Annotated in this window: 14 protein-coding genes and 1 tRNA gene; 13 read left to right on the top strand and 2 right to left on the bottom strand. The window is 37.0% G+C overall.

Translation table 11 applies throughout. The features are described 5' to 3' along the window. From PGC35_RS15900 to PGC35_RS15890, 3 genes are read left to right on the top strand one after another with little or no spacing between them, the layout of a single operon-like run. Complete coding sequence (locus tag PGC35_RS15900; protein WP_375219877.1) at window positions 1-963, top strand: gluconeogenesis factor YvcK family protein; 963 nt, start codon at window positions 1-3, stop codon at window positions 961-963. Between the two features lie 48 nt (window positions 964-1,011). Further along, complete coding sequence (gene whiA / locus PGC35_RS15895; RefSeq protein ID WP_053588426.1) at window positions 1,012-1,953, top strand: DNA-binding protein WhiA; 942 nt, start codon at window positions 1,012-1,014, stop codon at window positions 1,951-1,953. Between the two features lie 19 nt (window positions 1,954-1,972). Further along, window positions 1,973-2,230, top strand: a complete 258-nt coding sequence (locus PGC35_RS15890) for an HPr family phosphocarrier protein (protein ID WP_053588427.1) — start codon at window positions 1,973-1,975, stop codon at window positions 2,228-2,230. Window positions 2,231-2,549: 319 nt separating this feature from the next. Here PGC35_RS15890 and clpP read toward each other — a convergent pair whose 3' ends face one another. Further along, a complete protein-coding gene (clpP, locus tag PGC35_RS15885; protein WP_053588428.1) occupies window positions 2,550-3,146 on the bottom strand; it encodes an ATP-dependent Clp endopeptidase proteolytic subunit ClpP in 597 nt (198 codons plus the stop codon). Between the two features lie 164 nt (window positions 3,147-3,310). Here clpP and PGC35_RS15880 point away from each other — a divergent pair. Next, window positions 3,311-3,382 (top strand) — tRNA-Arg (locus PGC35_RS15880). Between the two features lie 487 nt (window positions 3,383-3,869). Further along, window positions 3,870-4,052, top strand: a complete 183-nt coding sequence (locus PGC35_RS15875) for a hypothetical protein (RefSeq protein ID WP_375219876.1) — start codon at window positions 3,870-3,872, stop codon at window positions 4,050-4,052. Window positions 4,053-4,162: 110 nt separating this feature from the next. On the opposite strand, the gene PGC35_RS15870 is transcribed toward PGC35_RS15875, so the two are convergent. Further along, window positions 4,163-5,101 carry a catalase gene (locus tag PGC35_RS15870; RefSeq protein WP_375219875.1) on the bottom strand — a complete coding sequence of 313 codons (939 nt, stop codon included), beginning with the start codon at window positions 5,099-5,101 and terminating at the stop codon, window positions 4,163-4,165. Window positions 5,102-5,264: 163 nt separating this feature from the next. Here PGC35_RS15870 and PGC35_RS15865 point away from each other — a divergent pair, with 163 nt between their 5' ends. The 8 genes from PGC35_RS15865 to gpmI all read left to right on the top strand — a co-directional run bounded on the left by PGC35_RS15865 (window position 5,265) and on the right by gpmI (window position 13,073). Then, window positions 5,265-5,843, top strand: coding sequence for a LemA family protein (locus PGC35_RS15865; RefSeq protein WP_375219874.1), 579 nt, complete (start codon window positions 5,265-5,267; stop codon window positions 5,841-5,843). Beyond that, window positions 5,843-6,640: a TPM domain-containing protein gene (locus tag PGC35_RS15860; protein WP_375219873.1), complete on the top strand. Its 798-nt coding sequence runs from the start codon at window positions 5,843-5,845 to the stop codon at window positions 6,638-6,640. Before PGC35_RS15865 ends, PGC35_RS15860 begins: the two co-directional genes overlap by 1 nt. Before the next feature lie 98 nt (window positions 6,641-6,738). Continuing rightward, entirely contained in the window at window positions 6,739-6,969 is a 231-nt protein-coding gene (locus PGC35_RS15855) for a glutaredoxin family protein (protein ID WP_375219872.1), read from the top strand. Between the two features lie 333 nt (window positions 6,970-7,302). Beyond that, window positions 7,303-8,340 (top strand): sugar-binding transcriptional regulator, encoded by a 1,038-nt coding sequence (locus PGC35_RS15850; RefSeq protein ID WP_375219871.1) that lies wholly within the window; start codon window positions 7,303-7,305, stop codon window positions 8,338-8,340. 11 nt (window positions 8,341-8,351) lie between these two features. Next, window positions 8,352-9,359 (top strand): type I glyceraldehyde-3-phosphate dehydrogenase, encoded by a 1,008-nt coding sequence (gene gap / locus PGC35_RS15845; RefSeq protein ID WP_053588434.1) that lies wholly within the window; start codon window positions 8,352-8,354, stop codon window positions 9,357-9,359. Between the two features lie 221 nt (window positions 9,360-9,580). Then, on the top strand, window positions 9,581-10,765 hold the full coding sequence (locus tag PGC35_RS15840) for a phosphoglycerate kinase (protein ID WP_375219870.1): 1,185 nt from the start codon (window positions 9,581-9,583) through the stop codon (window positions 10,763-10,765). A 15-nt stretch (window positions 10,766-10,780) separates the two neighbouring features. After that, window positions 10,781-11,542: a triose-phosphate isomerase gene (gene tpiA, locus PGC35_RS15835; RefSeq protein ID WP_375219869.1), complete on the top strand. Its 762-nt coding sequence runs from the start codon at window positions 10,781-10,783 to the stop codon at window positions 11,540-11,542. Then, complete coding sequence (gene gpmI, locus PGC35_RS15830; RefSeq protein ID WP_375219868.1) at window positions 11,535-13,073, top strand: 2,3-bisphosphoglycerate-independent phosphoglycerate mutase; 1,539 nt, start codon at window positions 11,535-11,537, stop codon at window positions 13,071-13,073. Before tpiA ends, gpmI begins: the two co-directional genes overlap by 8 nt. Window positions 13,074-13,075: the final 2 nt, after the last annotated feature.

The following is a 13,075-nucleotide window of genomic DNA, read 5'->3' as shown; positions in this document are numbered from 1 at the left end:
ATGGATCGTACGAAACACCAAAAAAAGAAAATAGCAATTATTGGTGGCGGTACGGGATTATCTACTTTACTTCGTGGTTTGAAGAAATTCCCGCTCGATATTACTGCAATTGTCACAGTGGCAGATGATGGAGGAAGTTCTGGGCGCTTACGGGATAATTATGATATTCCACCACCCGGTGATGTTCGAAATGTATTAGCTGCACTTTCAGATGTAGAACCATTAGTAGAGGAAATGTTTCAGTATCGTTTTTCCGACTCAAGCGAATTAGAAGGTCATTCGTTAGGGAACTTAATGCTTGCGGCCTTAACATCCATTACAGGAGACTTTGCAAATGCTATTCGAGAAATGAGTCATGTTTTAAAAGTACACGGCAAAGTTCTTCCAGCTGCCAATCAAATTGTTACACTTCATGCAGAATTTGAAGATAAAACCATCATTAGTGGGGAATCTAAAATTCCTCATTATGGACATAAGATTGAAAGAGTATTTATTACACCTTCCGAGGTGAAACCGTTACCGGAAACAATTAAAATTATTTTAGAGGCAGATATCATTGCTATAGGACCCGGTAGTTTATATACAAGTATTCTTCCTAATTTATTAGTAAAGGATATAAAGAATGCAATTATTCAATCTAAAGCAAAGAAAGTATACATTTGCAATTTGATGACGCAGGCAGGGGAAACGAGTAATTATTCGGCTTCTGATCACGTGCAAGCACTTATTGATCATGTAGGAGAAAATTTTTTAGATACTGTATTAATTAGCAAGGAAGAAATTCCTGAAAATGTACAGTTTTTATATAAGCAAGAAAAAGCATCACCAGTGAAAATAGATGTAGAAAAGTTAGAAACATTAGACATAGACATCGTAAAAAAAGATATTTCAGTTGTGTATGATGGAGCAGTTCGTCATGATGCGATGGAAGTAGCAAAATGGCTAGTAGAATATGCTGGTTAATCTAAAATCACCACCAATAATTCACTAGCAAGAAAGGGGGAAACGGTTATGTCGTTTGCTTCTGAAACAAAAAAAGAAATGACCCAGGAAGAGTCAAAGCCTTGTTGTTCAAAGGCTGAACTTTCTGCGCTTATTCGAATGAACGGTTCTTTATCGTTTAGCAATAAAATGCTAAGTTTGGACGTTCAAACTGAAAACGCAGCAATTGCTCGAAGACTGTATACATTGATAAAATCATTATATCCCTATCAAGTAGAATTACTTGTTCGAAAAAAAATGAGATTGAAAAAGAACAATGTATATATATGTCGTGTCCGTGAAGGGGCAAAGAACTTACTAGAGGACTTAAAAATTTTGAAAGAGAATTTTCAATTTGAGTATTCTATTTCAAAGGAACTGGTTAAAAAGAATTGCTGTAAGCGAGCTTATCTTAGAGGAGCTTTCTTAGCTGGTGGTTCTGTTAACAATCCAGAAACGTCTTCTTATCATTTGGAGATTTATTCATTATATAAAACACATAGTGATGCGTTAGTCGAACTAATGAATGAATTTGAGCTTAATGCAAAAACAATTGAACGGAAAAAAGGCTATATTGCTTATTTAAAGGAAGCAGAAAAAATATCTGATTTCTTTAGCATTGCTGGTGCACATAATGCATTGTTAAAATTTGAGGATGTACGCATCATCCGAGATATGCGAAACAGTGTAAATCGTTTAGTTAACTGCGAAACAGCTAACCTCAATAAAACAATCAGTGCTGCAATTAGACAAGTAGAAAACATCCGATTTATTGAAAATACAATTGGATTAGATCAATTACCTGATAAATTAAGAGAGATTGCAAGGTTGCGTGTTGAATACCAAGATGTTACATTGAAAGAATTAGGTGAAATGGTTTCCACTGGAAATGTGAGTAAATCAGGAATAAATCATCGTTTGCGTAAAATAGATGAAATTGCAGACGCACTTCGTAGAGGCGAGACAATTTAGGGAAATGGAGCGTAGAAAAATGACAGAAAAACAAGTCGAAGTCAAATTACCAGCCGGACTACAAGCGAGACAGGCAGCTTTATTTGTCCAAGAGGCTAATCGTTATATTGCAGATGTTTATTTAGAAAAAGATGCGAAGAAAGTAAATGCAAAAAGTATCATGGGAATTATGAGCCTAGCTATCAGTAAAGGAATCACCGTAACATTGAGTGCAGATGGTTCGGACGAGGAAGAAGCAGTAGAGGCATTAGCAAAATTTATTTCTCATGAAAATTAAAAAAGAGAGCGCCCAACTAGTCAGCTTAGACGAAAAGGCGGTCTTTTTATTTAGGCTTTTTATTATAGTGGATATGCTAAGGGTTCTTTACATGGGCTTACAATGTTTGTGACCGGATAAAGTTATTTCTGACCGGATAGTTATAAATGTGTCTGGATAAAAGAATTACTGACCGTATAAAACATTTTCTGTCCACATAAAAGGTTTTCTGGCCAATGAGATGTTTCACACATCGTAATCTATAAAAAAGAGTGGAGGGGTTGACCAAAGTCATTTCCCTCCACTCTTTTATGATTCTTAATCACTTAAGATTTTCTAATTATGCTTTTTTCATTTCGCTACGGTCGATAATATGGTCGATTAAACCATATTCTTTTGCACGTTCAGCAGTCATGAAATTATCACGATCTGTGTCTCTAGCGATTACTTCAATAGGTTGACCAGTGCGTTCAGAAATAATGTTATTTAATTTATCACGTAAAAATAAAATGCGTTTAGCAGCAATTTCAATTTCCGTTGCTTGCCCTTGAGCGCCACCAAGTGGTTGGTGAATCATTACTTCTGCGTTAGGAAGTGCATAGCGTTTTCCTTTTGCTCCGGCTGTAAGAAGGAAAGCACCCATGGAAGCAGCCATACCGATGCAGATTGTTTGTACATCTGGTTTGATGAACTGCATTGTATCATAGATGGCCATACCAGCTGTAATACTTCCGCCTGGGCTATTAATATAGATGGAAATATCTTTATCTGGATCTTCTGCTTCTAAGAATAATAGTTGGGCAACAATGGAGTTAGCCACGTTATCATCGATACCGCTTCCAAGCATAATAATACGGTCTTTTAATAATCGGGAGTAGATGTCATATGCACGTTCTCCACGATTTGTTTGTTCAATAACTGTAGGAATTAAATTCATCCTGATTGCCTCCTTCAAAGGTGGTTTGATTATTTGATTACTGAGAAAAGTTCCCTCAGCTGTAACTTTATCATACACATTAAGGTCAAGGAAGGTCAAATATTAAGCATTGAAATGATAGCTTGAATTATTTGCATTCCATTTGTATAATAGAAAGGTCGCTTGCCCTCGTAGTTTAATGGATATGACACAAGATTCCGGTTCTTGGGATGGGGGTTCGATTCCCTCCGAGGGCGTATTTTAGCTTTTTCAAATCACTCTAAGATGTTGTGTTAACAACGTTTTAGAGTATTTTTTTTTATTATAATGCATAATCGGTGTTCCACTTTTCCTGCTAGAACCACCGCCTTCCGCTCCTAAGTGTGAATAATAATTTTTTTCACATGTAGCCTATTCCACTGTAGTACTCTTTAAAGATATGCTAACCTCAGAAGCTAAATACTTTTTCCTCACTTTTAGTACAACTCACTATTTGTATTACGTACAAAGTCTATCCAAATAATTCCTGCTTCAATCGGAATTCATGTTAACTCTTAAGTAAACATCAAGCGTTCGGAAGGTTGGAATAATTTAATTATTTTTATTTGGAACCTATTTACAATTCAACCGTATTAGTTATTAGTAGAAGATTTGTCAATTTCGACCTTTTGGTTTTAATAAAAGTTCTTGCAGTTTTTTTGTAGCATAGAAGAATATAAATGGCGTAAAGGAGGTGTCGGAGAAATGTTATGGCTATTTGTTTTAGGGATCGCTGGATTGTTTGTTCTAATCGGTTTCGGATACGACTATTTCATTCGGAAAGACTTTAGTGAATTCAATACACCAGAAGTAAACCAAAATGTAGAAAATGCGAAAAGAGATGCAAAAACGGTGGAAAGTGCAAGTTTTAACGGATTCGGTGGTTAGCAACTTCTGATAAGAAGTTACTCTGGATAACATTGTATTGATCAATAGGCTTTTTAGAGGATACCATTTAAAACACTCTACACATAGCTTTATATGTGTAGAGTGTCTTATTATTCATTGTTCCGTCTATTATAAGAAACGCTGTAAGCTTCATGACGGAAGTGTAAGATTGGATCATTGGTTAGTTCAATGCCTTTTCCAACAATCGTCGGATCGAATAATAATTCTACCTTCGGTTGAAGGGCTTTTAATAATGTAAGTTGTCCAACTACAATTTTTTCTCTATCATCTGGCCATGGATCGGTAGGATCATCGGTAGAGTCGCTATCTAATCCTAATCGAATAACTAAATTAAATGAAACTGGGCCATTTGCCAATCGAGAGTTGAGATCCTCGCTAAGATAGTTTGGTGAAGATTTACTCACATCCAAATTAGAGGAGCTCTCTACTAGTTTTACAGGTTGCCACTCGTATTTGATTGCTTGCTGCTTACCATCTTTATTAACAAAGTAAAAGGCATGTATAGGGTAATAGTTCAAGAGTGCATAACTTGTTGGTGGTTGCTTCATTTGTTCTTTAAGCGCGGCGAAAATGTTTTTTCTATCGGGATATTTTTTTAAGATATTTACTATACCTAATCCTAAATCTACCTTATCTAGACCTGTTTTGTCGGCAGTTAGTGTTTTTAGCATGTCTACAAATGTTTCAGGACTCTTCGTTACAAACATGGGGACTGTCGTGCTGACTAAATGACTTGTTTTACCATCTGGTAAGTGGAAGTGGACAGACATACCTTTAGCAGGTGAAAGGAAATCAGCTGCTGATGGATTTGGAGGACTATTTGAGAACCGAACAGTCACAGGGATTTCTTCGTTTTGAAGATGCTCAGCAATCGTAAAAGGTTTTGCGTTTCCTGTTGGTTTAAAAATTGCCTCGTAATATATTCCTTTTGCATGGGCACGACGAGATCTGGGAAACCTACCTTCTATGTTTTCTAGTGCATCGACTGCTTCAGTTGGCAAAGTGCTATGCTCATTAGATGTATTCATCTGAATCACCCCATTAAATAAACTTTATTTATCATTACCACTCATGGATAAAATTAAACAAAAGTAGTACTAACATTCTTGTTTCTAGCGAATAGCATGGAATGTTTTAGATTTTAGAATTTAAGGTAGATTAAGACTATACGCAAATTAGAGGTGAATGAATATGAAAAAATTATTAGGTCCAATTGTTATAATTGTGGTGATTATTGCAATTTTTGCAGCCATTTTAATACCAAGTTATAACGGTTTTGTTAACGGAGAAGAAGGTGTGAATAAAGCATACGCGCAAATTGAGAACCAGTTACAACGACGTATGGATTTGATACCAAACTTAGTGAACACAGTTAAAGGTTTTGCTGCACATGAAGAAGAAGTGCTTGGAAATATAGCAGATGCACGTTCTAGAATGGCTGGAGCGAATACTCCAGAAGAACAAGCGGAAGCGAATAATGAGTTATCAGGTGCTTTGAGCAGATTATTAGTTGTTGTAGAAAATTACCCGGAACTAAAAGCGGATGCAAATTTCCGACAACTAATGGATGAGCTTGCAGGAACTGAAAATCGTTTATCTGTAGCACGTGAAGATTATAATGCAGTAGTTTCGGATTACAATAAAAAAGTAAAAAGAATGCCAGGAAATATCATTGCTTCTATATTTGGATTTGATGAGAAAGAGTACTTTGAAGCAGACGCAGCAGCCCAGGAAGCTCCAAACGTTGATTTTGAAGGGGATGGCGAGTAATGGTAAAAGTTGCGCGAATGCTCATCGTTGCGCTACTTTTATGTTTTAGTATACCAATAGTAACTGTAGCGGCGTCTAATATTCCTGAACCAATTCCAGGTGAATTGTATGTTCAGGACTACGAAAATTATTTATCTGATACGACAGAGCAACAGATTGAAGAGTTAGGAGTTAATTTAGATAATGCTACAGGCTCACAAATTGTTGTGATGATTATCAACTCCTTAAATGGTCAAGATGTGAACCAATTTAGTGTAGATGTGATTCGAGAATTCGGTATTGGTGATAAAGAAAAGAACAATGGTGTTCTACTTGTAATCGAAACAGATCCCGAAAAGGTTGGAGATAGAGAAGTATATATTGCAGTCGGTCAAGGACTAGAAGGTGCACTACCCGATGGAAAAATAGGACGGATTATTGATGAATATACAATGCCTTATTTAAATCAAGGTTCTGTTGATGATGCGGTACTTTCAACTTATCAAGTTCTCTACAATGAGGTTGCAACTGAATATGGTTGGGACGGAGAATTGGTAGAACCTAAGAACCCGGCTAATACAGATGAAGGGTTTTCCTTTACAACGATCATTGCAATAATAATTGTAATTTATATTATCTTCTCTATTATGAATGGAGGCGGTAGAGGTGGTCCTGGTGGACGTCGTCGTTCTCGATCCATAATGTTCGGACCTGGAAGCTTCGGAGGTGGCTTTGGCGGTGGTAGAAGCTCTGGTGGAGGTTTCGGTGGATTCGGAGGAGGAAGCGCTGGAGGCGGCGGTGCAGGACGTAAATGGTGACCGTCTAGTTGATAAATGCTTATTATGTAAGTAATATTATAATTAATCGAACGCTCAATTATATTTGAGCGTTCTCTTTTTTCAAGGAGGCAATGTAAGTGAAAGTTTATTTATATACAAGACCAGGATGCCATTTGTGCGATGATGCCAGATTAATGTTAAAGCTTGTACAAGAGGACGTTTCTTTTGAAATAAGTGAAGTAAATATAGAAGAAGACGATGAGTTACATGAAAAATATATGCTTATGATCCCAGTAGTTGTTTTTGAGGATGAAATTATTCAATATGGAAAGGTAGATTACGCTACGTTACTGGAAGCATTACTATAAGTATGCTTCCGTATTTTTGATTCTCACAGTAAATAATAGTTATTAGCTATATTTTCTCTTTAGTCGCAACATTCCTATGCATACTCGCTATATTTATAGGAATACACGCTACTTACTTTGATTTCAAGCACGTAAGAAGTGAAGGTACACCTTCTTATGCAGAATCTCATCTATTCTTTGAATCTTTCTTGTCTACCGAAATAATGCACAAATAATTGCCAATTTGAATATTATATTGTATGATTATTTTATTGATTCACTTTTTTTTTAAGTAACTGGGACATTTTTTGTGGTAGTGGGACAAAAATGTCACATTAGGTTAGGAAGTGAAATATGGACCCTTTGCTCACAGCTCAATTAAAGCTAATTCCTGAAATGAGTGATTTGTTACAAAAGAGATATCAAATACTGCAAATGATTCAAATCTCTAAAGGGATTGGACGTCGTGTTTTAGGAGAACAACTAGGTTTATCAGAAAGAGATACACGAAAAGAACTAGATGCTTTAAGGATGCAAAACTTAATTGAGGTTTCACGAGAAGGAGCAGCTATTACTCCAACCGGAACCCAAGTACTACTAGATTTAAAAGAAGTTGTTCGAGAATGGTCAGGTAGATTAACGCTTGAACAAACACTTTTAAAATATTTACACATTAAAGAAGTGATAATTGTACCTGGAAATGTAGATACTAACAAAAATGCAGAAATGCTTTTGTCACAAGAAGCAGCAAAGTATTTGGAGAGTATTTTAAACGATGACAAAATAATCGCTGTTACTGGCGGTTCTACCATTGCATCAATTTCCAACTTCGTACATGAAACATCCCGATGGAAAAACTTAATGTTTATCGCTGCAAGAGGCGGTGTTGGAAAAGATGTCTCATTACAAGCTAATACGATTGCCTCTCTTTTTTCCGATAAAATGAAAGGAACTTATCGGACATTGTATATGCCGGATAGTTTAAGTGAAGAGGCATACACTACGATGAAGAAAGAACCATTTATACAAGAAATGATGGACCTATATGAAAGAACAAATATTATTATTCATGGTATAGGTGATGCAGCTGAAATGGCTCGAAGAAGAAATTCTACTGAAGCTGAGATAGAACGTTTAAAAGAGATTGGTTCTGTCAGTGAAGCATTTGGGTATTATTTTAATGAACAAGGCGAAGCTGTACATCGAATTAGAACGATTGGAATCCAATTAAAACAATTAAAAAATATAGAGTATTTGCTTGCAGTTGCAGGTGGTGCCAAAAAAGCAAAAGCACTTTTATCTTATTTTAAACAAGCGCCGTCACAAACTGTGTTAGTGACGGATGAGGGTGCAGCAAACGAAATGATGAAAATAATCTCACAAACAAACTAGGAGGAAATAAAATGACAGTAAAAATAGCTATTAACGGTTTTGGACGAATTGGACGTAAAGTTTTTAGAGAAGCGTTAGAAGAGAAAGATCTTGAAGTGGTTGCAATCAATGATTTAACAGATGCTGCAATGCTTGCACATTTGTTAAAATATGATTCTGTACATGGAATTTTTGATGCAGAAGTTACTTCTGAGGGCGATTACTTAATCGTTAATGGAAAAAACATTCGTGTATTCGCGGAAAAAGATCCTTCTGCACTTCCTTGGAAAGAGCAACAAGTGGACATTGTTATTGAATGTACAGGTATTTTTAGTACTACTGAAAAAGCTGGGAAACATATTGAAGCTGGAGCTAAAAAAGTTATTCTATCTGCACCAGCAAAAGATAATATGCCTACATTTGTTATGGGTGTAAATGCAGATAAATATAATCCAGAAACAGATCATGTTGTATCAAATGCTTCTTGTACGACAAACTGTCTAGCTCCTGTAGCAAAAGTGTTACAAGATCAATTTGGTATTAAACGTGGAATGATGACGACAGTTCACTCATACACAAATGACCAACGTATTTTAGATTTGCCACATAGCGATTATCGTCGTGCTCGTGCAGCTGCAGAATCGATGATTCCTACAACTACTGGGGCAGCATCAGCAGTTGCAAAAGTTCTTCCTGAACTAAAAGGTAAATTAGATGGTATGGCTGTTCGTGTGCCAACTCCAAATGTTTCCTTAGTAGACTTTGTAGCAGAATTAGAAAAAGATGTAACAGTAGAACAAATTAATACTGCATTAAAAGAAGCTTCGGAAAATGAGTTAAAAGGAATACTAGCTTACAACGAGCTACCTCTTGTTTCTATCGACTATAATGGAAATACTTCTTCCTCTACAGTCGATGGACTCTCAACGATGGTACTTGGAGACAATCTTATTAAAGTAATCTCTTGGTATGACAATGAATCAGGATACTCAGCACGTTGTATCGATCTAGCTCTTCTTATGATGAAAAAAGGACTATAATACGCCGAATTGTATTGAATTTGTAAATAGCGTTTATGTTTAATAACCTCTATAATGGAAGAGGGTAAAAGGAGCAAGGGTTACCCTTCGCTCCTTATTTTTTTATAAAAGATTGACAGTGATTAGTTCTATAAAGTACTGTCCAGACTTCAGGCGCCAGCTGCTTTTCGCGGCTAAGCGGGTGACTTACTCATTTCTCATTATATTAGGGGGCTTTTCTCATGAATGAAAAACAAACAATGAAAGACGTTTCTTTACAAGGTAAGAGAGTATTTTGCCGAGTAGACTTTAACGTACCTATGGAAGATGGAAAGATTACGGACGATACACGTATTCGAGCAGCACTACCAACGATAAACTATTTAATCGAGCAAGGTGCGAAAGTAATTTTGGCGAGCCATATGGGACGCCCAAAAGGGGAAGTAAAAGAAGAACTTCGTTTGACAAAAGTGGGAGAGCACTTATCTAAAGTATTAAATAAGCAAGTTAAAAAATTGGATGAATCGATCGGGTCTTCAGTGGAACAAGCTGTTTCTCAAATGAATAATGGAGATGTACTATTACTTGAAAATGTGCGTTTCCATTCAGGGGAAGAAAAAAATGATGCTGAACTTGCTAAAGCGTTTGCATCTTTAGCAGACGTATATGTTAATGATGCATTTGGTGCAGCTCATCGTGCTCATGCTACAACAGAAGGTATTGCTAAGCTTTTACCAGCTGTTTCCGGATTATTAATGGAAAAAGAACTAGATGTTTTAGGTAAAGCTTTATCGAATCCAGAAAGACCATTTACAGCAATCATTGGTGGAGCAAAAGTAAAAGATAAAATTGGTGTTATCGACCATTTATTAGACAAAGTAGATAATATTTTAATCGGTGGTGGATTGTCTTATACTTTCTCAAAAGCTCAAGGGCATGATATCGGGAAGTCTCTTGTAGAGGAAGATAAAATCGAACTTGCACAGTCTTTTATTGAGAAAGCGAAAGAAAAAGGTGTTGCTTTCTATTTACCAATTGATGCAGTTGTAGCAGACGCGTTTTCAAAGGATGCAAACACGAAAGTGGTAGATATTGATCAAATCCCTTCTGATTGGATGGGGCTTGATATTGGACCAAAAACTGCAGCACTATATTCCAATGTCATTAAGGATAGCAAGCTGATTATTTGGAACGGCCCAATGGGTGTATTTGAAATGGATGCTTTTGCAGAAGGAACAAAGGGCGTTGCTAATGCTATGGCTGACACTGCTGGGTACACAATAATCGGTGGTGGTGACTCTGCAGCAGCAGTAGAAAAGTTCGAAGTTGCGGATAATATGGATCATATTTCGACTGGTGGCGGAGCTTCCCTAGAGTTTATGGAAGGTAAGGATTTACCTGGAGTTTCTGCTTTAAACGATAAGTAATGGAGGAGAAGTCATATGCGTAAACCTGTAATAGCAGGGAATTGGAAAATGTATAAAACCCTCACGGAGGCAAAAGATTTCGTAGAACTGTTAAAAGGAAGACAAGTAGATAGTAGCAAAGTCGAAACAATTATTTGCGCTCCTGCTTTGTTTTTAGACCAACTTGTCCATGATGCAAAAGATTCTTTTATTTCCATAGGAGCACAAAATATGCACGAGGAAAAAGAAGGAGCTTTTACAGGTGAAGTTAGTGGTCATCAGCTAAAAGATCTTGGAGTAAGTTATGTGGTCATTGGACATTCTGAAAGACGCCAATATTTTAATGAAACAGATGACTCTGTTAATAAAAAAGTAAAAGCTGCATTTGAAAACAATTTAACTCCTATTATTTGTGTTGGGGAAACGTTAGAACAACGTGAACAAAATGAGACGGAAACTATTGTTTCCAATCAAGTAATGGCAGCATTAGAAGGTCTTTCAGAAGATAATGTGAAAAATTCGATCATTGCATATGAACCAATTTGGGCTATTGGGACTGGTAAAACTGCTACTGCTGATGATGCAAATGACGTATGCCAAGCAATTCGTGAAACGGTGCTTGATAGTTTTGGTGAAGAAGTTGCCAGCAGCTTGCGTATTCAATATGGTGGAAGTGTGAAGCCAGAAAATATAGAAGAATTGCTATCCAAAGAACATATCGACGGAGCATTAGTTGGCGGAGCGAGCTTACAAGTAGACTCATTCGTTAAACTTTTGGAGGCTGGAGAAAATGTCTAAAAGTCCAGTAGCTTTAATTATTTTAGATGGATTTGGATTGCGGCATGAATCATACGGAAACGCTGTAGCGCAAGCAAGTAAACCAAACTTTGACCGTTATTGGGCTGATTATCCTAATGCTACTTTAACTGCGTCTGGTGAAGCTGTTGGATTACCAGATGGGCAAATGGGAAACTCAGAAGTAGGACATCTAAATATAGGTGCAGGAAGAATTGTATACCAAAATTTGACTCGAATTCATAAATCGATTCGTGATGGTGAGTTCTTTGTTGAACCAAAACTTCTTGGTGCAATTGAACATGTTAAACAAACTGGTGGGAAGCTACACTTGATGGGTTTACTTTCAGATGGTGGTGTTCATAGTCATTACTCTCATTTATTTGCTTTATTGAAATTAGCTAAATCTCAAGGATTACAAGACGTATTTGTCCATGGGTTCTTAGATGGACGAGATGTTGGTCCTCGAACAGCGGTTGGTTATGTAGAGGAAGCCGAAAAACAAATGAAAGAAATCGGTGTAGGTAAATTTGCTTCTATAAGTGGTCGATATTATGCAATGGATAGAGATCGACGCTGGGAAAGAGTGGACTTGGCTTACAGAGCGCTTGTAGATGGCGTCGGAAGAACCGCTGAATCAGCAACGGAAGGCATATTAAAATCTTATGAAGAAGATATCGTAGATGAATTTGTCGTACCTTTTGTTATTGAAGCGGATGCCAAGCCTGCTACGACGATCGACTCTGGGGATGCGGTAATCTTCTTTAATTTCCGTCCAGACAGAGCAATTCAACTTTCTATGGCATTAAATACGCCATCATTTGATAGTCTACAATTAAGTGAAAAGCATCCGACGAACTTAAAGTTTGTGACATTCACACATTATAGTGATGATGTAGTTTCAGATGTAGTATTTGAAAAAGAAAACTTATTTAATACAGTTGGAGAGGTACTTTCCAATCATGATAAAACACAGCTCCGTATTGCAGAGACAGAAAAGTATCCTCATGTAACATTCTTTATGAGTGGTGGACGTGAAGATACGTTTCCCGGAGAAAAAAGAATTTTAATAAGTTCTCCAAAGGTCGCTACATACGATTTAAAGCCGGAAATGAGTGCGTATGAAGTTACGGATGCACTGCTAGCTGAAATTGCAGATGATAACTTTGATGCAATCATTTTAAACTTCGCTAATCCAGACATGGTAGGGCATAGTGGTATGTTAGAGCCAACGATCAAAGCGATTGAAGCAGTAGATACTTGTCTTGGTAAAGTAGTGGATGCCATTTTAGCAAAAGGTGGCCAAGCAATCATTACTGCAGACCATGGAAATTCGGATGAAGTTACAACACTAGAAGGTCAGCCGATGACTGCACATACAACAAATCCTGTGCCTGTCATTGTGACGAAAAAAGATATTACACTTCGAAGTAACGGAATTTTAGCCGATTTGGCACCAACCATGTTACACTTATTAGGGATAGAAGCACCGCCTGAAATGACAGGTAAAACACTAATCGAAACGGAGAGTTAAAA

The organism is Psychrobacillus sp. PGGUH221 (assembly GCF_042055255.1).
Taxonomy (GTDB): Bacteria; Bacillota; Bacilli; order Bacillales_A; family Planococcaceae; genus Psychrobacillus.
The sequence above is the reverse complement of the archived record's forward strand: the minus strand, read 5'-3'. Positions and strand labels throughout refer to the sequence as shown.

Coding starts and splice junctions, on each gene's coding strand:
- PGC35_RS15900 (WP_375219877.1), top strand. CDS start 1: ATGGATCGTACGAAACACCAAAAAAAGAAAATAGCAATTATTGGTGGC.
- whiA (WP_053588426.1), top strand. CDS start 1,012: ATGTCGTTTGCTTCTGAAACAAAAAAAGAAATGACCCAGGAAGAGTCA.
- PGC35_RS15890 (WP_053588427.1), top strand. CDS start 1,973: ATGACAGAAAAACAAGTCGAAGTCAAATTACCAGCCGGACTACAAGCG.
- clpP (WP_053588428.1), bottom strand. CDS start 3,146: ATGAATTTAATTCCTACAGTTATTGAACAAACAAATCGTGGAGAACGT.
- PGC35_RS15875 (WP_375219876.1), top strand. CDS start 3,870: ATGTTATGGCTATTTGTTTTAGGGATCGCTGGATTGTTTGTTCTAATC.
- PGC35_RS15870 (WP_375219875.1), bottom strand. CDS start 5,101: ATGAATACATCTAATGAGCATAGCACTTTGCCAACTGAAGCAGTCGAT.
- PGC35_RS15865 (WP_375219874.1), top strand. CDS start 5,265: ATGAAAAAATTATTAGGTCCAATTGTTATAATTGTGGTGATTATTGCA.
- PGC35_RS15860 (WP_375219873.1), top strand. CDS start 5,843: ATGGTAAAAGTTGCGCGAATGCTCATCGTTGCGCTACTTTTATGTTTT.
- PGC35_RS15850 (WP_375219871.1), top strand. CDS start 7,303: ATGGACCCTTTGCTCACAGCTCAATTAAAGCTAATTCCTGAAATGAGT.
- gap (WP_053588434.1), top strand. CDS start 8,352: ATGACAGTAAAAATAGCTATTAACGGTTTTGGACGAATTGGACGTAAA.
- PGC35_RS15840 (WP_375219870.1), top strand. CDS start 9,581: ATGAATGAAAAACAAACAATGAAAGACGTTTCTTTACAAGGTAAGAGA.
- tpiA (WP_375219869.1), top strand. CDS start 10,781: ATGCGTAAACCTGTAATAGCAGGGAATTGGAAAATGTATAAAACCCTC.
- gpmI (WP_375219868.1), top strand. CDS start 11,535: ATGTCTAAAAGTCCAGTAGCTTTAATTATTTTAGATGGATTTGGATTG.